General features: G+C 42.1%; 17 protein-coding genes. 9 read left to right on the top strand and 8 right to left on the bottom strand.

The features are described from left to right. Window positions 1-5: 5 nt before the first annotated feature. The gene (locus tag P3L56_RS16890; protein WP_042846030.1) at window positions 6-710 is read right to left on the bottom strand and encodes a DUF1190 family protein; all 705 of its coding nucleotides are present in this window, start codon (window positions 708-710) and stop codon (window positions 6-8) included. 413 nt (window positions 711-1,123) lie between these two features. Beyond that, window positions 1,124-2,518 carry an outer membrane channel protein TolC gene (tolC, locus tag P3L56_RS16885; protein ID WP_042846029.1) on the bottom strand — a complete coding sequence of 465 codons (1,395 nt, stop codon included), beginning with the start codon at window positions 2,516-2,518 and terminating at the stop codon, window positions 1,124-1,126. A gap of 305 nt (window positions 2,519-2,823) precedes the next feature. Between tolC and nudF the strand changes: the two genes are divergently transcribed. The 8 genes from nudF (at window position 2,824) to P3L56_RS16845 (ending at window position 13,215) form a co-directional block, all read left to right on the top strand. Next, window positions 2,824-3,462, top strand: coding sequence for an ADP-ribose diphosphatase (nudF, locus tag P3L56_RS16880; protein WP_042846028.1), 639 nt, complete (start codon window positions 2,824-2,826; stop codon window positions 3,460-3,462). An 854-nt stretch (window positions 3,463-4,316) separates the two neighbouring features. Beyond that, complete coding sequence (cpdA, locus tag P3L56_RS16875) at window positions 4,317-5,156, top strand: 3',5'-cyclic-AMP phosphodiesterase (protein WP_210831327.1); 840 nt, start codon at window positions 4,317-4,319, stop codon at window positions 5,154-5,156. Between the two features lie 7 nt (window positions 5,157-5,163). Continuing rightward, complete coding sequence (gene yqiA, locus P3L56_RS16870) at window positions 5,164-5,745, top strand: esterase YqiA (RefSeq protein ID WP_042846025.1); 582 nt, start codon at window positions 5,164-5,166, stop codon at window positions 5,743-5,745. 88 nt (window positions 5,746-5,833) lie between these two features. Beyond that, window positions 5,834-7,729 (top strand): DNA topoisomerase IV subunit B, encoded by a 1,896-nt coding sequence (parE, locus tag P3L56_RS16865; protein ID WP_042846024.1) that lies wholly within the window; start codon window positions 5,834-5,836, stop codon window positions 7,727-7,729. 39 nt (window positions 7,730-7,768) lie between these two features. Then, window positions 7,769-10,024, top strand: a complete 2,256-nt coding sequence (gene parC / locus P3L56_RS16860) for a DNA topoisomerase IV subunit A (protein WP_105880881.1) — start codon at window positions 7,769-7,771, stop codon at window positions 10,022-10,024. Between the two features lie 113 nt (window positions 10,025-10,137). Then, a complete protein-coding gene (locus P3L56_RS16855; RefSeq protein WP_210831332.1) occupies window positions 10,138-10,875 on the top strand; it encodes a 1-acylglycerol-3-phosphate O-acyltransferase in 738 nt (245 codons plus the stop codon). A gap of 355 nt (window positions 10,876-11,230) precedes the next feature. Further along, window positions 11,231-12,637, top strand: a complete 1,407-nt coding sequence (gene ftsP, locus P3L56_RS16850; protein WP_042846021.1) for a cell division protein FtsP — start codon at window positions 11,231-11,233, stop codon at window positions 12,635-12,637. A gap of 134 nt (window positions 12,638-12,771) precedes the next feature. Beyond that, on the top strand, window positions 12,772-13,215 hold the full coding sequence (locus P3L56_RS16845; RefSeq protein ID WP_198860900.1) for a GNAT family N-acetyltransferase: 444 nt from the start codon (window positions 12,772-12,774) through the stop codon (window positions 13,213-13,215). Window positions 13,216-13,468: 253 nt separating this feature from the next. Here the strand turns inward: P3L56_RS16845 and P3L56_RS16840 are convergent, their stop codons facing one another. Beyond that, window positions 13,469-14,083 (bottom strand): LysE family translocator, encoded by a 615-nt coding sequence (locus P3L56_RS16840; protein ID WP_042846017.1) that lies wholly within the window; start codon window positions 14,081-14,083, stop codon window positions 13,469-13,471. 248 nt (window positions 14,084-14,331) lie between these two features. On the opposite strand from P3L56_RS16840, the gene folA reads away from it, so the two are divergent. Next, a complete protein-coding gene (folA, locus tag P3L56_RS16835; protein ID WP_042846016.1) occupies window positions 14,332-14,826 on the top strand; it encodes a type 3 dihydrofolate reductase in 495 nt (164 codons plus the stop codon). Between the two features lie 58 nt (window positions 14,827-14,884). Here folA and apaH read toward each other — a convergent pair whose 3' ends face one another. Genes apaH through surA form a run of 5 tightly spaced genes read right to left on the bottom strand, consistent with a single transcriptional unit; the run spans window position 14,885 to window position 19,275 of the window. Beyond that, complete coding sequence (gene apaH, locus P3L56_RS16830) at window positions 14,885-15,712, bottom strand: bis(5'-nucleosyl)-tetraphosphatase (symmetrical) ApaH (RefSeq protein WP_042846014.1); 828 nt, start codon at window positions 15,710-15,712, stop codon at window positions 14,885-14,887. Between the two features lie 2 nt (window positions 15,713-15,714). Further along, a complete protein-coding gene (apaG, locus tag P3L56_RS16825; RefSeq protein WP_042846012.1) occupies window positions 15,715-16,092 on the bottom strand; it encodes a Co2+/Mg2+ efflux protein ApaG in 378 nt (125 codons plus the stop codon). Window positions 16,093-16,110: 18 nt separating this feature from the next. Further along, complete coding sequence (gene rsmA, locus P3L56_RS16820) at window positions 16,111-16,920, bottom strand: 16S rRNA (adenine(1518)-N(6)/adenine(1519)-N(6))-dimethyltransferase RsmA (RefSeq protein ID WP_166686096.1); 810 nt, start codon at window positions 16,918-16,920, stop codon at window positions 16,111-16,113. After that, window positions 16,917-17,912 carry a 4-hydroxythreonine-4-phosphate dehydrogenase PdxA gene (gene pdxA / locus P3L56_RS16815; protein ID WP_166686099.1) on the bottom strand — a complete coding sequence of 332 codons (996 nt, stop codon included), beginning with the start codon at window positions 17,910-17,912 and terminating at the stop codon, window positions 16,917-16,919. The genes rsmA and pdxA overlap by 4 nt, the downstream gene beginning before the upstream one ends. Next, window positions 17,893-19,275: a peptidylprolyl isomerase SurA gene (gene surA, locus P3L56_RS16810; protein WP_071548576.1), complete on the bottom strand. Its 1,383-nt coding sequence runs from the start codon at window positions 19,273-19,275 to the stop codon at window positions 17,893-17,895. Before surA ends, pdxA begins: the two co-directional genes overlap by 20 nt. Between the last annotated feature and the right edge of the window lie 32 nt (window positions 19,276-19,307).

The raw sequence follows: 19,307 nt of genomic DNA, 5'->3' as shown, positions 1-19,307 counted from the left end.
ATTTATCAACCACCCATTGAACGGGAAGATGAAGTTGATTTCGCAGAAGAAGATGAACGTTGTGCCATTGCTTGTTTATTCACTGTATCACCAAAACCACCGCGTGTGACGGTTGATGTTGTTGGTGGCTTAGGTGCCATGGCCGTTTTAGGTACGCTCATTGAACGACCACCAGCAACGGCTGGGCCGTAACTTTTACCCGTGGCATCAACAAACTTACCGTTAGCTGGGCTAGCTGGGTTTTTTGAACTAAACAATGGTTGGGAAGCCGCGCTACCACCCATCATACGGCCCATCATGTAACCCATCATTAATGGCATCCACATGCTGCCACCGCTGCTTTGTGCTTGTGCGGTTTGTTCACCATTAGTAGAACCCGTCCCTGCTATACCTGCTTGAGCAGGAGCTTGGGTACACATTGACTCACCAAACTCAGCAATACAATCAGCTTGGGTTTCATATTTTGGCGCTGTTTTGGCTGCTTCTTGTAGGGCATTGTTGTAAGCAAGAGTACATTGTTCTGCTTGTGATGGATTAGCTTGGCTGCAATCCTGTGCATTGGTATACAGTGATACGGTTTCATCACTTTCTTCACAAGCTGAAAGCATAAATACCGCACTGACGGCAACGGCAACTGGTGCCATACGATATGAGCGCCAAGACTTACGGAATGCGCTTTGATTAATATTTTTGGTACGCTTCATGGTCATGGTAATTACCCTGAATATAATTAAGTAAGATGTTATTTAGGTTACCTCTAGGATAGGGGATAACCGCTGAAAATTAAAGCAGAAATACAGGGGAAATAAGCTGATTTTATCATTTTTGTCGCTTCCCCTCTATTTTTTGAGGATTGAATATACACAGTTACAGTAATAATTAGCTAATTTCATTAAATATCAGTACATTAATTACTGTTTGTTTTTTGTGCTATTGTGCAATAACCCTAGTGAGAATAGGCTGAAATTTCTAATTAAGGTAATTTAAAAGTAGTTATAAATCACCTAAGCTGGCTAAAACGGGCAATTTAACAGATTAGTACCGGAAATATATGGCCTTTTGCAGAAAAAAATAACCCGCTAAAATAGCGGGTCATTGTACCACTTAAGCACCAACCAAAAATTTAGTTAATAGCTGGCGCATTGGTATTACGGATGATACTACTTGGCGCAGTTGATATTTCTTTGCCTAAATTTGCATTTAGACGCGCAATATCATCTTCATTTAAAGTACCACGAGCAAATTCAATGTTGAGTTGGTTAATCATATAATCATAGCGTGCATTAGATAGATTCTGTTTTGCTTGGTATAGGGCCGTGGTGGCTGTTAATACATCAACGATAGTACGTGTACCAACCTGATACCCAGCTTCCATCGCATCTAATGAGCTTTGTGCAGAAACAACGACTTGTTTATATGCATTGATGCTACTGATTGATGAAGATACGTTGTTAAATGATGAGCGAACTAATTGAACGACGTTACGGTATACTGTTTCGAGTTGTTCACTCGCACCTTGGAAACCATATTGCGCTTGTTCAACTTGTGAACTAGTCGCACCACCTTTATACAGTGGGATACTCAAGGTTAAGCCAACGCTGTTTTGCCCGTTATAACTATTACGTGCACCAGAAAGACCTGTGTATGGGTCGCTATAGCCACTACCATGTTGGTAGTTATTTGTCACACTGGTTGATGCGCTCAGACCAACTGTAGGCATATGACCAGTTTCTGCTAAGCGAATATTTTCACGCGAAACATCTTGTGCTAAACGTGCACTTAGCAGATTAAGGTTACGTTCTTCTGCTTCTTTTAAAATCGCGTTGATATCGCCTAATTCAGTGGTTTTAAAGCGATCAATATTCAAAGAAGCAAGTTGGCTATAATATACGCCGCTGACTTGACGCAGTTTTTCAATCGCATTTTCTAAGTCGTTACGGCCTGCAACTTCTTGTGCAATCACGCTGTCGTAGTTTGCACGAGCGTTTTGTACATCCGTAATCGCCACTAACCCAACATTAAAACGTTGTGTTACTTGATCTAATTGACGGTAAACAGCTTCTTTATTTGCTTCGATGTATGATAATGCGTCAATCGCTTTCAACACATTAAAATAGGCGGTTGCGGTATCTAAGATCAGTTGTTGCTGGCTGGTTTGATACGTCACATCGGAAATACCCGCTGTTTTTTCTTGAATCGACAATTGACGCCATATCGACATATCAAAGACGACTTGCGTTAATTTTAACGTCGCATTTAAGCCCGTACTTTCAGTATTTCGCGCATCGCGGTAACCGCTTCCGTAGCTAGCACCAGCATCTAACCCTAATTGTGGTAGTAATGGGCTACGAGATTCATTAATTTTTTCAAAAGCTTGGTTACGTTCAGCTAATGATTTTCTTAATTCGGGGTTACTTTCTTTAGATTTTTTGTAAACCTGCAGTAAATCTTCTGCGTAGCTATTGGTACTGAGACCCACAAAACTCATCGCAATAAAAAGGGGAAGCAGTTTCTTCATTTTGATTCCTTGATTAAACAGCAAATTAAGTTGAGTCTGCGGTCTAAAACGTACCATGCCTAAATGAGTCGTAGGTATCAAATTATGCGTTTTAGAGAGCCAATAAAACAGACCCTATTGTTGCTCTTCGATTTGAATAATGGCGCACATTGTAACAGAGTATCACTTGTGTTAACGGTAGCCTTTTGTGCCATTTTGTCTTAATTTCATTAAACATTACCTCATCTGAGGTTAAAAAGCCTTAAAAACAGTTTTAATCCACAATTATTTCCTTAATATGGAAATTAATAGTTTTGGGAAATGCAATGACAAATAAAATAAAACAGCCAATTAAATATGGCAAAAATGATGTCGAAATTATATCCAAGCGTAAATTATTTAATGGTTTTTTTCAAATGATTGAGTACCGATTTCGTCATCGTCTTTTTGCAGGCACGTGGAGCAATGAAATCCGTCGCGAAGTATTTGAGCGTGGCCATGCAGGGGTTGTTTTACCTTATGATCCACAAACGGATAATATCGTTTTAATTGAACAAATTCGTTTCCCTGCCATAGAAACCAGCGCAACACCTTGGTTACTTGAGGCTGTCGCAGGGATGATTGAGGAAAACGAATCACCCGAAGATGTTATTCGTCGAGAAGCCATGGAAGAGGCAGGGTTAGTGATTGGCCGCGCCGAAAAAGCGCTAAGCTACCTTTCTAGCCCAGGCGGTACAACTGAGCGTATGCATGTATTTATTGGCGAAGTAGATAGCCGCCAAGCAAAAGGTGTCCATGGGCTAGCATCAGAGAATGAAGATATTCAAGTGCATGTAGTAAGCCGAGAACAAGCTTATCAGTGGGTGGAAGACGGGGTTATTGATAATGCGGCGACAGTAATCGCCATTCAATGGTTGCAGCTTAATTATCACAAGCTTCGTGGAAAATGGATGAAACAGTTTTAAATAACAATTAATCTAGTGAAGTGTGTGCTAATTAGCAGATATTTAACTAATTACTCGTCATACTTCAAGCTGCAAGTGTGTTGGCCGCGCTTCGCCACCCAAGTCACATACTGGTGTATGCTCCTTGGGATAGCTCAGCTTGCCGCCTTCTTGCAACTCGAATTATTTAGAGTAATTCGAGTAAGTTAAAAATTATGCTTTAAGGTGATTGCAGCGAGGCAAGGCGCACTAAAGCAAGGAGTACAACAAGCTGAAAGTGTGTTGGCCGCGCTTCGCTACCCAAGTCACATACTGGTGTATGCTCCTTGGGATAGCTCAGCTTGCCGCCTTCTTGCAACTCGAATTATTTAGAGTAATTCGAGTAAGTTAAAAATTATGCTTTAAGGTGATTGCAGCGAGGCAAGGCGCACTAAAGCAAGGAGTACAACAAGCTGCAAGTGTGTTGGCCGCGCTTCGCCACCCAAGTCACATACTGGTGTATGCTCCTTGGGATAGCTCAGCTTGCCGCCTTCTTGCAACTCGAATTATTTAGAGTAATTCGAGTAAGTTAAAAATTATGCTTTAAGGTGATTGCAGCGAGGCAAGGCGCACTAAAGCAAGGAGTACAACAAGCTGCAAGTGTGTTGGTCGCGCTTCGCTACCCAAGTCACATACTGGTGTATGCTCCTTGGGATAGCTCAGCTTGCCGCCCGAATTATTTAAAGTAATACAGCGCTAAGTTGGCGCGTTGGCAAATTACCCTTTAGAATAATTACGGTGTATTTTACAGCAAGCGGCAGTGTGTTGAGTTTGTGTATAGTTGTAATGAATATAATTAATTAGGCATAAATAATATTTACGGATAAGGAATACTTTTGGACAGCCAGCTTGAAGTGACTGCAAAGAACTCGAAGATCGTGAGAATTTTACAAGTTACGGATACGCATCTTTTTGCTAACACTGAGAACACCCTTTTAGGTGTAAATACTTATGATAGCTATCAAGCAGTGCTTAGCGCTATTGCAAAAGAAAATCTCCCAATTGATTTGATTGTTGCGACAGGGGATCTGGTTCAAGACCAATCGCCACAAGCTTATCAACATTTTGCAGATGGTATTGAGCGTATTCCTGCGCCTTGTGTTTGGCTTCCTGGAAACCATGATTATCCGCCAGCCATGGTTGAAACCCTCAGGGTGGCTGGTATCTCAAGCGCTAAACAAATTTTAATTGGCGATGAATGGCAAATTCTAATGTTAGATAGCCAATTGCAAGACGTCCCCCATGGTGAACTTTCTGAGCAACAATTAGAATGGATGAAGCAGAGCTTAGATGCGCAACCTGACCGTACAACGTTAGTAATGCTACACCATCATCCATTGCCTTCGGGCTGTACATGGCTAGATCAACACAGCTTAAGAAATTCGCACATATTAGCGGATTACCTAAAAAGCTATCCAAATGTTAAAACCATGCTGTGTGGGCATATTCATCAAGAAATGGATGTGCTTTGGCATGGAATACGTTTGTTAGCCACGCCTTCAACTTGCGTGCAATTCAAACCACATTGTACTAACTTTGCGCTAGATACCGTAGCACCCGGTTGGCGCTATTTGGAACTCAGTGTGGATGAACAAGGGCATAGGCATATCAAAACGAGTGTGCATCGTTTAGAGACGAGAGAATTCAGCCCTGATTTAGACTCCGACGGTTATTAATCACCTTATGTCTACTTTACTTTATATTCACGGTTTTAATAGCTCACCTTTATCAGCTAAAGCAAATAGCTTAAAGAAATGGGTTGATGCAAACTACCCACATATCAATATGGTTGTGCCGCAATTACCGAATTTTCCTCGGCAAGCTCAAGCCATGTTAGAAGATATTGTCTTACAACATAAACAGGGGAAGATTGGCCTAGTAGGTTCCTCCCTTGGAGGGTATTTTTCTCTTTGGCTCAGTGAGCGTTATCAACTTCCTGCAGTGGTGGTCAACCCTGCTGTAAGACCCTTTGACTTACTACAAGACTATTTAGGGGAGAATACAAACCCCTATACTTACGAAAAATATGTGTTGGAAAACAAACATATTCATGAGCTAAAATCCTTATACATTGAAAAGTTAACATCTCCTCATCTTATTTGGTTACTACAGCAAATGGGGGATGAGGTACTTGATTATCGTGAAGCTGTTACCTATCTTTCTAAGTGTAAACAGACTGTAGAACCTGACGGTAATCATGCATTTGTTGGTTTTGAAGCATACTTTCCTCAAATTGTTCATTTTTTACAATTGGCAGAGAAATAGTGTCAAAACACATGAACACTGTTATTATCAACAGTAACTCACTGATTGAATAGTTCAATTAGCCACCTATTTACCGCAGAATGACAACATGACTCAATCTAGTTATAACGCAGAGGCCATTGAAGTCCTCAGTGGTTTGGAGCCTGTTCGCCGTCGTCCGGGGATGTATACTGATACCAGCCGACCGAACCATTTGGCTCAAGAAGTAATTGATAATAGTGTCGACGAAGCCCTTGCTGGGCATGCGGGGCACATCGAAGTTATTTTACATGCCGATCAATCCCTTGAGGTGATCGATGATGGGCGTGGTATGCCTGTTGATATCCACCCTGAAATGAAAGTGCCAGCCGTAGAGTTAATTTTAGGGCAGCTGCACGCGGGGGGGAAATTCTCCAATAAAAGTTACCAGTTTTCCGGGGGCCTACACGGGGTAGGTATTTCCGTAGTCAATGCGTTATCAAAACGTATTGAAGTTACAGTGCGTCGCGATAGCCAAGTGTATCAAATTGCCTTTGAAAACGGCGATAAAGTAGAAGATTTGCATGTAATCGGTACCTGTGGCAAGCGTAACACAGGGACTAGCGTGCATTTTTGGCCAGATGAAAGCTATTTTGATAGCCCAAAATTTTCAGTTTCGCGTTTAACTCATAATTTAAAAGCCAAAGCCGTTTTATGTCCTGGCGTGAAAATCACGTTTAAGGACAAGCTCAATAATACAGAGCAAAGCTGGTGTTACAGTGATGGGTTAACTGATTACTTAATGGAATCCATAGACGGGCTAGAAGCATTACCCGCAAAACCTTTCACTGGGGAGTTCTCAGGGGAAACTGAAGGTGCTCAGTGGGCGCTGTTATGGTTACCTGAAGGCGGTGAATTGTTAACTGAAAGCTATGTAAACCTTATTCCAACCGCGCAAGGTGGAACCCACGTTAATGGTTTACGCCAAGGGTTATTGGACGCGATGCGTGAATTTTGTGAATTCCGCAATATTTTACCTCGTGGTGTTAAGCTTTCGGCGGATGATATCTGGGAACGCTGTACGTATGTACTTTCCGTAAAAATGCAAGACCCTCAATTTGCAGGGCAAACGAAAGAACGCCTTTCATCGCGTCAATGTTCTGCATTTGTTTCCGGTGTTGTTAAAGATGCCTTTAGCCTGTGGTTAAACCAAAATGTGCAAGTGGCTGAGCAACTGGCGGAAATGGCAATATCGAGCGCACAACGCCGGATGCGTGCGGCGAAAAAAGTAGTGCGTAAGAAGCTAACCAGTGGCCCTGCATTGCCGGGTAAACTGGCAGATTGCAGCTCGCAAGACCTTAGCATGACAGAACTCTTCCTTGTCGAAGGGGATTCGGCGGGTGGGTCAGCAAAACAAGCCCGCGACCGTGAATACCAAGCTATCATGCCATTACGTGGTAAAATCCTAAACACATGGGAAGTGTCTTCTGACGAAGTTTTAGCTTCCCAAGAGGTACATGATATCTCCGTGGCAATTGGTATTGACCCTGATAGCGAAGACCTCAGCCAACTACGTTACGGTAAAATTTGTATTCTTGCGGATGCGGATTCCGATGGTTTACATATCGCAACGTTATTGTGTGCTTTATTTGTGCGCCATTTCCCGACTTTAGTCAAAGCGGGGCATGTATATATGGCAATGCCGCCGTTGTACCGTATCGATTTAGGCAAAGAAACTTTCTATGCCCTTGATGAAAGCGAAAAAAATGCGGTGCTAGAGCGTCTTAGCCGTAAGCGTGGTAAACCGAATGTTCAACGGTTTAAAGGGTTGGGTGAAATGAACCCACCACAATTACGCGAAACCACATTAGATCCAAATACTCGTCGCCTTGTTCAGTTAACCATCGATGATGAAAACTACCAAGAAACGCTTGCCGTTATGGATATGCTTCTAGCGAAGAAACGCTCTGAAGACCGCCGTAATTGGTTACAAGAAAAAGGCGATATGGCTGAAATTGATGTCTAACATCCGAATTGCGATGAGAAAGCGTAAGGAATTAATTAAATGAGTGAAATTACTCATGATGGTGTGGAGCGCCTACCGCTTCATGCCTTTACTGAAAATGCCTATCTAAACTATTCGATGTACGTCATCATGGATAGGGCATTACCTTTTATTGGCGATGGGCTTAAACCTGTTCAGCGCCGCATTGTGTATGCCATGTCAGAACTTGGTTTGAGCAACACAGCAAAATATAAGAAATCAGCAAGAACTGTCGGTGACGTACTAGGTAAATACCATCCACATGGTGACAGTGCGTGTTATGAAGCGATGGTATTAATGGCTCAACCGTTTTCTTACCGTTACCCACTAGTGGACGGGCAAGGGAACTGGGGGGCACCGGATGACCCTAAATCGTTTGCAGCAATGCGTTATACCGAATCGCGCTTATCAAAGTATGCGGAAGTTTTGCTGAGCGAGTTAGCTCATGGCACGGTTGATTGGGTACCTAACTTTGATGGTACGTTAAACGAACCTAAAATGTTACCGGCGCGTCTGCCAAATATTTTATTAAATGGCACAACGGGCATTGCAGTTGGGATGGCGACAGACATTCCGCCTCATAACGCCCGAGAAGTGGCAAATGCGCTAGTGGCATTGTTGGAGAAACCAACACTGGGTCTTGACGATATCATGGCGTTCGTTCCTGGTCCTGATTACCCGACCGAAGCTGAAATTATTTCTTCACAAAGTGATATCCGTAAAATTTACCAAAACGGCCGTGGTTCTGTTCGTATGCGTGCTGTGTGGGAAAAAGAAGACGGCAATGCAGTGATAACAGCGTTGCCTCATCAAGTTTCTGGTGCGAAAGTATTAGAGCAAATTGCTAGCCAAATGCGCGCGAAAAAGCTACCCATGGTTGAAGATTTACGTGATGAATCTGACCACGAAAACCCAACTCGTTTGGTTATTGTTCCGCGTAGTAATCGTGTTGATATTGACCAAGTGATGACGCATTTATTTGCGACTACCGACTTAGAAAGAAGTTATCGTGTTAACCTGAATATGATTGGCTTGGACAATCGTCCTTCAGTTAAAGGGTTAGTTGAAATTTTAACTGAGTGGATTACTTATCGTCGCCAAACAGTTCGTAATCGATTAAATCACCGTTTAGACAAAGTGTTAAGGCGTTTACATATTTTAGATGGTTTATTAATCGCTTACCTTAACATTGATGAAGTTATTGAAATTATTCGTACAGAGGACGAGCCAAAGGCTGTCCTAATGTCTCGCTTTAATATTACGGATACACAAGCAGAAGCTATTTTAGAGTTAAAACTACGTCATTTAGCGAAGCTTGAAGAAATGAAGATCCGTGGTGAGCAAGATGAATTAGCAAAAGAACGTGATGAGTTACAAGGTATCTTAGGGTCAGAGCGTAAATTAAATACCTTAATTAAAAAAGAAATTCAGGCTGATGCTAAAGCTTATGGCGATGATCGCCGCTCACCATTACATGAGCGTGAAGAAGCTAAGGCCATGAGTGAGCATGAAATTCTCCCTTCAGAGCCTATTACCGTTGTGCTTTCTGATATGGGCTGGGTACGTAGTGCTAAGGGCCATGATATAGAGCCGACGAACCTCAATTACAAAGCTGGCGATGGTTTTAAAGGCGCAGCTCGAGGCAAATCGAACCAAGCCGCAGTATTCCTTGATTCAACAGGGCGTAGTTATTCTGTTGACCCGCTTGAACTACCATCAGCGCGTAGTCAAGGCGAGCCATTAACAGGAAAACTGTCATTGCCACCAGGTGCAACCATTGAACATGTGTTAATGGCACCTGAAGAGCAAAAATATTTGATGGCGTCTGATGCTGGTTACGGCTTTATTTGTACTTTCAATGACCTAGTAACCAAAAACAAAGCAGGTAAGGCTTTAATTTCGTTACCAGATAACGCAAAAGTGTTAGCCCCCATTGAGCTACATAATGAACAAGAAGATTTGCTGTTGGCAATAACCAAAGCAGGGCGTATGTTAATATTCCCTGTTTCAGATTTACCACAGCTGTCGAAAGGTAAAGGGAATAAAATTATCAACATAGCTGGCGCTCAAGCTGCAAGTGGTGATGATTTGTTGACTTGGCTTATGATTTTACCTACAGGTGCATCAATGACTTTGCATTTTGGTAAGCGAAAATTGAAATTTAAAGCTGAAGATCTGCAAAAATATCGTTCAGAGCGCGGCCGCAAAGGGACCTCCTTGCCGCGAGGAATGCACAATATTGAACGTATTGATATTGAGCCTTTAGGTGCTGAATAATTAGTTAAGTAATAAATTCCTATTTATTCACTGCTCAGTCAGATTTGATTGGTGAATAAGTGGGTGATATTAATAGATTGGGGCTGTATGGCCCCGTTGAATTTGGGGTTAGTATGTTAGCGCTGATTAGAGCGATTATAGTTATTATCTACACGCTTGCTGTTTGTATCGGGGGCGGTATTTACTGTCTATTTAGCCCACGCAATCCAAAACATGTGATGACGTTTGGCCATATGTTTGGTCGGTTATCTGTAGTTTTTGGGATTAACGTGATCAACCGTGTCCCTGAAAAAGCCAAAGGCTATGGCCCAAGCATTTATATTGGTAATCATCAAAACAATTACGATATGGTGACCATGTCAAATGGTGTGCAGCCAAGAACGGTAACAGTGGGCAAAAAAAGTTTAGTTTATATTCCATTTTTCGGTTTTTTATATTGGATCACTGGCAATATTCTAATTGACCGCGCTAATCGTTCTAAAGCACATAATACGATTACTCAAGTGGCGGATCAGATAAAAAAACGTAAAATTTCAGTGTGGATGTTTCCAGAAGGGACGCGCAGCCGTGGGCGCGGTCTATTGCCTTTTAAAACGGGGGCATTTCATGCTGCTATCGCTGCTGGGGTACCTATCGTGCCAGTCTGTGTTTCTAGTACGCAAGGCAAGATTAAACTAAACCGTTGGAATAACGGCAATGTGATCATTGAGATGCTAGACCCTATCGATACGTCAGTGTATAGCCGTGAACAGGTTCGCGAACTGTCAGAACTCTGCCATTCCTTAATGGAAGCTAAAATAAAAGAGTTAGATTTAGAAGTCGCTGAAATGGCGAAGCAATCCCAAAAATAGTGCGTTATTAAGCCTAATATTCAATAATGCGGTCAGTAAAAATTATTGCCCGCATTATTATCCAAAACCGAGTTTGCTCATCAAACTTGAATCGCATTTCGTATAATTTTTTCCTTTTTAATTAATTAACCCTACTACTTGTAAAGCTATTAATTATATTTTTATATATTAGAAGATATTTTTAGAATTTCCCCTTTTTTCGCGATATCATGGCTGACATAATATTACGGTACTATATTGTTGTATCTAAGTAGTTATTTTACTAGCGCCAATCCAAAATTAGCCGCGTTATTGGCTGAGAGTTTCTAATATTAAATAATAAAATGCGCTGGAATTTTTGTTTAGCGGAGAATTTATGTCATTCAATCGATGCCAAACCCTTGTAGCGGCAGGGTTGGCTCTATGTATGTCCTATGTGCCAATGAATGTAAGCGCAGAGGGGGCGATAGCTTTACCTGTGCCACCGTTATTAGAATCTCGGTCTGGTCAGCCACTCTTTTTGACATTACAAAAAATCCATTGGTCTTTTGATGGGAAATACTCAGCCGATATTTGGGGAATCAATGGTTCTTCACCAGGACCAACGGTAAGAGTCAAAAATGGTGATGATTTAAAGCTAATTTATAGCAATAGATTACCTGAAGCTGTTTCAATGACCATCAGTGGGTTACAAATCCCGGGGACTCAGATCGGTGGGGCTGCAAGGCTGATTTCACCAAATGCAGATTGGTCCCCCGTGATCCCTATTCGTCAAAATGCAGCGACACTTTGGTATCATGCAAATACCCAAGGAAAAATGGGTGAACAAGTCCACAATGGGTTATTAGGCATGTGGATCATAGAAGATGATGTGACTAAAAATTTGCGTTTGCCTAAGCACTATGGTGTCGATGATTTTCCTATTATTATTCAAGACAAGCGGCTAGATAACTTTGGTGTGCCTGAATATAAAGCGAGCGAAGACGGTTTTCTTGGCGATACCTTATTAGTTAATGGTGTTCAGGACCCGTATGTCGAAGTTTCTCGCGGATGGGTGCGTTTACGGTTGTTAAATGCATCGAATTCACGTCATTATGTAATGAAAATTAGTGATGGTCGCCCATTTTCGATGATCGCATCAGACCAAGGCTTACTCACTGTGCCTGTTAATGTTCAAGCATTACCACTCGCCCCAGGTGAAAGGCGAGAAGTGCTGATTGACATGGCGAAAACTCAAGAGTTGACCATCACAGCAGGCGAGTCTGCAACATTTATGGACCGAGTAAAAGGGTTATTTGAGCCGTCAAATAGCCTAATCTCTACTAATGTGTTGACGATTAAAGCCACAGGCTTAATGTCGTTAGTGACTGATGGCTTACCAACGCAATTAGCTGAAGACAAAACGCAAGTTACATCCAGTATAATGCAACGTGAAATCCACCTTAATGACGGCTTTGGTATTAATAATGCGGTTCTTGATACTAATAGAGTCGATATGACAAGCCGTCAAGGAAATTGGGAACGTTGGGTTATTACAACAAATGTTCCGCAAGCGTTTCATATTGAAGGTGTGAGGTTTAAAGTGCTGAACCGCAATGGTCAACCGACTCCGCCTGAAGATTATGGTTGGAAAGACACCGTATGGGTAGATGGTCGTACCGAGTTGTTAGTTCAAATGATGCAACCTTCGTATAACCATTTTCCATTCTTATTCTATAGCCAAAATTTGGAAAAAGCGGATTTAGGTTCAGCGGGTCAGTTGGTGGTTTCACCACAAGAGTAGTTAAATGAAATAGCAATGTTATCAATAAGAACTATTAAGGAGGTTATTATGCCAAACACAAGAGCTAGAGCGTTAAATTGTATAATAATCATTAGTTAGAGAGGTATTTGCTTCTCTAACACTAGGAGAAGTTAATGGTAACATTGGTTGTTTTAACCCCTGAAAATTGGGAAGAGTGCGCAGATTTACAGGTTTCACCAGCGCAATCCGCATTTATTGCGTCGAACCTTTATTCTATTGCTGAAGTGCAATTTCTAACGGGGTTTGTCGTGAAAGGGATATGCCATCGTGATGAGATGATTGGGATGTTAATGTATGGTATTGACCCCGATGATGGTAATTACTGGATTTATCGTTTTATGATTGATGATAAACATCAAGGTAAGGGCTATGCAAAGCAGGCAATGGCTTTGTTGATAGCGGATATTCAGCAGGAAAATACAGCGAATATTCCCTTTTTGATGGTTGGTTATCATTCAGAAAATAATACTGCGCACTATTTTTATCAAAGCACAGGGTTTGTTTCCCAAGGCTTAGCAGATTGGGGGGAGAATTTAGCTCAATATTGCTTAGTTTAAAAATCAGCGAGCCGCATGGAAATTGCGGCTCTTTTTTATCTTGAACTATCAAAGAATAATTTATTCGGTAACACAAAGTTATGCCGTTTTAATAGTACGAAGGGTCTCCCACCCTATTAAATAGAGTGGAAGTCATCAGAAATTGAATTTGTGTTCCTTTGAAAAAGGAAAGGAATTTATAAGCTATCGTTAATCAATAAACAGTATAGACAGATAAATTAGGCTATTGTTTTTTGCATTTTATCTTAATGAACTAACTAAGCGCTACGCGAACTCCAAAAGCAATTAAAATAACCCCCAGCACTTTATCAACATATTTTTGCACTTTCGCTAACCCTTTTCTAACTGGGGCACTTTGAATTAAAAAGACTAAAATTGGCCAATAAATAACGGCGAGCCCCCAAATAATAAAAGCAAACCATAGTTTTTCGCCAACAGTTGAATTGATGTCCAATACTTGAGTAAACACAGCAAGGAAGAAAAGGGTTGCTTTCGGGTTCAGGACATTACAGAGAAAGCCTTGCATAAAGGCTTTTTTGAACGAGACAATCTCATGTTTACGAGTATTTAAATCAACTAAATGACTTGAATGTGGCAGTAGGCTTTTAATACCAATCCAAATTAAGTACGCTGCACCTGCATACTTTAAAATGTTAAATAACCAAGGGGTGGTGGTAATGAGCACTGCAAGGCCTGCGACACAGTAAGTCATATGTAATGCAATTGCAGCAATAACACCAAAGGCTGTCATGAGAGCCGCTGAACGTTGGTATCGTGCGGCATTTTTAACAATTAAAAAGAAGTCAGGACCTGGCGATAGCATCCCTAGGGTTGCTATGGTGGCAATCATAATACTAGTTTCGTACATGGGATATTCTCTTTTCTATAGCCCCTTACTAACCCAATTTTTAGAATTTGCAATACCTTGCTAAATACCCGTAAATTGAGGCAGGATGAGGTATCTCTTTTGTTTTTAAATGTTATTTTTAGTCCTAAATTTATCAATTCGAGTATAAGTGATTCAAACCTGTTTAAGGAAGCTTAAATTTAGTCGACGAAGCAATTCTCTTTCCGTATAGTGTGCTCAATTTTTATATTAGTTTCTAAGGTGAGTAGATGAATATTAGCTTAATCGCAGCAATGGCGATCGATCAGGTTATCGGCATGGAAAAAGCGATGCCTTGGAATTTGCCCGGTGATCTTGCGTGGTTCAAACGAAATACGTTAAATAGGCCCGTTATTATGGGGCGTGTCACCTATGAATCAATCGGGCGTCCATTACCACAACGCGTCAACATCGTATTAACTAGCCAGCCAGGGGCAGACTCTAACGTTGTTTGGGTGACCTCTATGGAAGAAGCGCTAGCTGCTGCACAAGCGGTAGAGAATGTTGAGGAAATCATGGTGATTGGTGGCGGTAAGGTTTACCAGCAGTTTTTACCTCTAGCGAATAAATTATACCTGACTCATGTTGATGCAGAAGTCATTGGGGATACTCATTTCCCAGTTTATGAGCCAGATGAATGGGATTCGATTTTTACCGAATATCACGAAGCGGATGAAAACAATACGCACGGCTATTGTTTTGAGATACTAACCAAAAGAGTTTAAATTTTCATTTCACAAAAATGGCGCTTAATGCGCCATTTTGTTTTTAATAGAGCCAAAACTATTCTTTACGGCTTTTTTGGTGTGATTTTTGGCGATAAAATTGTTTTGTTTCCCAGTGGTATAAGGTTAGGTCACCACCCCAGCAGCAGCCAGTATCTAAAGCATAAACGTTATCTGGTGTACATTTCCCTTCAAGGGATGCCCAATGGCCAAAGAACACCGAATAATCCTCAGGAATTTGACTTGGTAAATCAAACCAAGGTTTTAATGGTGCGGGCGCTTTTTTAGGGTTTTCTTTGCAAATCATATCAAGCTGCCCATTCGGGAAGCAGTAGCGTAAACGTGTGAGAGCATTGGTACTAAAACGTAAGCGTGCTAACCCCATTAAACTACTCGACCAATTATTTGGCATATCGCCATACATTGAATCGATAAATAGCGGGTAAGCATCACTGGAAAGGACGGCTTCGACTTCCCTAGCGCACATCCGTGCGGTTTCAATATCCCACTGTGGCGTTATACCTGCATGCGTCATCACTATTTTTCTTTCTTCATCAATTTGCAATAAAGGTTGACGACGTAGCCAATTGATTAGTTCGTCTAGATCAGGGGCATGCAATAATTCATCAAGGTGATCTTTAGGTTTATTACGACTGATTTTACAGTAGATCCCGAGAAGATGGAGATCATGGTTACCGAGAACCAAACGCACCGCGGGACCTAAACTTTTAACATAACGTAAAACTTGCAGTGACCCAGAACCTCGGGCAACCAAGTCACCAGTAAGCCATAATGTGTCTTGGTTTGGATCAAAATTGACCCTGTCCATTAGTTCACGAAGTTCACGATAGCAACCGTGGATATCACCTACTAAATATGTCGACATAATTAATTAATCAATGTTGGAATTGCAAGACGAAAAGCGGGGATATCAACGTGAAAATGGTCCCCTTGAGTGCTTAGCATCACGTAATAACCTTCCATCGTTCCCATTGGTGTTTCAAGAATTGCACCACTGGTGTAACGATATTCTTTTCCAGGAGGAATGACGGGTTGTTCACCCACCACGCCTTCACCTTGAACTTCAGTTTTATGGCCATCACTGTTAGTAATGAGCCAATAGCGGCTCATTAATTGGATGGGTTCTCGCCCTAAATTGCGAATACAGATGGTATAAGCGAACACATACCTTGCAATATCGGGTTGAGATTGGCTTTCGATGTAGACACTCTGAACTTGGATGCTTACATTTGGTTCATTAAGCATAGTGCCTCCTTCAACAGACTATTCTGACCGGGTAGAAAGATAGTTTGCCATTTTGCAATATTGTTCAACAGAAATATTTTCTGCACGGGTACCTAAGTCAACACCCAAATTGGTTAACTCTTCAACACTAAATAAATCCCCTAAGCTATTGCGGATCGTTTTACGGCGTTGGTTAAAAGCTTGGGTAGTAATACGACTTAAGAATTTAATATCTTTTACTGGATAAGGGTTTTCACGATGAGGGATTAACCTCACAATCGCAGAATCTACTTTTGGTGCTGGAGTAAATGCTGTTGGCGGCACTTCGAGTACTGGAACCACATGGCAATAATATTGCGCCATGACACTTAAACGACCATAAGCCTTACTCCCAGGGCCTGCTACCAGCCGATTAACCACTTCTTTTTGCAGCATGAAATTCATATCTGCAATCGAGTTAGTAAAGGTAAATAGGTGGAACATCAATGGGGTAGAAATATTGTAGGGTAAGTTACCAAATACCCGCAGGGGTTGACCTGCTTGTTTTGCTAGCTCGCCGAAATCCACAGTCATCGCATCTTGCTGAATGATAGTGAGTTTATCTTTTAGTTGCGGATGGACGTGTAACCGTGCCGCGAGGTCACGGTCGAGTTCAACGACGGTCATTTTGTCGATTCGGCTACCAACCGGTTCTGTTAAGGCACCTAAGCCAGGGCCAATTTCGACAATGGATTGGCCCGGTTTCGGGTTCATTGCATCTACGATGCTGTCAATAATAAACTGGTCAGTTAAAAAGTTCTGCCCGAAACGTTTGCGGGCAAAGTGCCCCTGATGGACTCGATTATTCATGTATTTTTAGATGTCATTTGGATAGCTAACTTTAATGCGGTGATAAAACTCCCCGCATCAGCATGACCCGTCCCCGCGAGTTCAAGCGCAGTGCCATGATCGACAGAGGTACGGATAAAAGGCAGACCGAGGGTAATATTCACCGCTCTGCCGAAACCTTGGTATTTTAACACAGGAAGACCCTGATCATGATACATTGCTAAAACTGCATCTGCGTGATCTAAATACTTAGGTTGGAAAAGGGTATCCGCGGGTAATGGCCCAACGAGATGAACCCCCTCTACACGTAAGCTTTCAAGTGCGGGTTCGATGGTGTCAATTTCTTCGGTACCCATATGGCCACCTTCACCTGCATGTGGGTTTAAGCCACAAACATAGATTGTAGGTTTTTCAATACCGAATTTTGTTTGTAAATCATGATGTAAGATGGTGATCACTTCACGTAGACTTTGTTGCGTGATGGCACCTGAAACATCTTTAAGTGGTAGGTGTGTGGTGGCTAAGGCAACACGAAGCTCTTCGGTTGCTAGCATCATAACGACCCGCTCACAACCACTACGTTCTGCAAAAAACTCGGTGTGACCACTAAAGGGAACACCGGCATCATTAATAATGCCCTTATGCACTGGCCCCGTTACAATCGCTGAAAATTCACCCTTTAAACAGCCATCACAGGCTTGTGCTAATGTGTTAACCACATAGCTACCATTGGCCACATTGAGTACGCCTGCTTTCGCCGGGGTATTTAAGTCAACGGGTATAATGGATAGATGACCTGGAGTATGGGCTTTTACTGCCTTACTTGATTCATATTCGGTCAGAGTGAGTGGTAAGTTTAACGTTTTAGCGCGTTCAAGAAGTAAGTTTGGATCAGCGCATGCAACTAACTCAACAGGCCATGCCTGCTGAGCGAGTTGGATTAGCAAATCTGGACCAACCCCGGCAGGTTCACCGGGGGTGATAACAATAGGCTTAATTAGATTTTTCATCATTAGATTGGTTGTCACGACCATCGATGACTTTTACGTAAGCAGAAGCCCGCTGCTCTTGCATCCAGCTTTGCGCTTCTTCATTAAATTTACGGTTAAACAGTAGGCGGTACGCTTGGTCTTTTTGTGCCGCATCTGTTTTATCTACCTTACGTGTATCTTCTAATTGAATTAAGTGCCAGCCAAAACTTGAAGGAACAGGTTGGCTTAATTCACCTTTGTTTAATTTCATCAGAGCATCACGGAATGCTGGGTCATAGATATCCGGCATGTTCCAACCCAATTCACCGCCTTTTAAGGCGCTACCTGGGTCTTCTGAATTCTCTTTTGCCGCATCTTCAAATGTGATTGCGCCAGAACGGATATCTTGGGCTATTTTCACTAGTTTCTGTCTAGCTTGAGTATCATCCATAATTGGAGATGATTTAATCAAAATATGGCGTGCTTTTACTTCTGTTACAGAAATCGGTTGGCTACCACCACTGACATCATTTACGCGCAAAATATGGAAACCAACACCAGAGCGAATTGGGCCGACAATATTGCCTTTTTTCGCATTTTTTAATTGTTCAGCAAAGACAACTGGCAATTCTTGTAAACGTGACCAACCCATATTGCCGCCTTTCAGCGCTTGCGGGTCTGCTGAGTAGGCAATCGCTAATTTACCAAAATCCCCACCTTTTTTCAGTTCAGTTAAGATTTTGTCTACTAACGCTTCCGCTGTTTTTAACTGTTCTTGAGTTGGGTTCTCGGATAATGGGATTAAGATATGGCTGAGATTAACCCCCATTTCGTAGTTTGCTTGTGAGCTCATTTGTTCAGCAAGAGAATCAACTTCTTGCGGTAAAATTGTCACACGGCGGCGTACTTCATTATTACGCACTTCAGCGATCAGCATCTCTTTACGAATTTCACTGCGATATTGAGCCATATTGATGCCATCAGCAGTTAAACGCTTTTGCATTTGCTCCAGAGTTAAACCGTTCTGGCGAGCAATATCAGCGATGGTCGCATTCACGGCTTCTTCTGGAATGTTTATCTGCATCTGGTTAGCCATCTGCAAGATGATGTTATCCATAACTAGACGCTCAAGGATCTGATGACGCAGGGTTTGATCATCAGGCACCTGTTGGCGTGCGTTCTGAGCGTTCACTTTTACCGTATTGATCATATTCTGGACGTCACTTTCCAGCACAACTCCGTTGTTGACGACCGCAGCCACTTTATCCATTTGCTGCGGCGCAGCCAAGGCAGCAGAGCTTGCGAACATCAGTCCCAGAATAAGCGTTCTCCAATTCTTCATAATGGTCCTATAATATTGACTTTGATTCCGCAAAATGCGGGCTAATACGTGTTTACTCGCCATACTTCGAGTTGCAGTGTTGTTGACTGCACCTC

It is taken from the genome of Providencia sp. PROV024 (assembly GCF_032709665.1).
Taxonomy (GTDB): domain Bacteria; phylum Pseudomonadota; class Gammaproteobacteria; order Enterobacterales; family Enterobacteriaceae; genus Providencia; species Providencia huashanensis.
The sequence above is the reverse complement of the archived record's forward strand: the minus strand, read 5'-3'. Positions and strand labels throughout refer to the sequence as shown.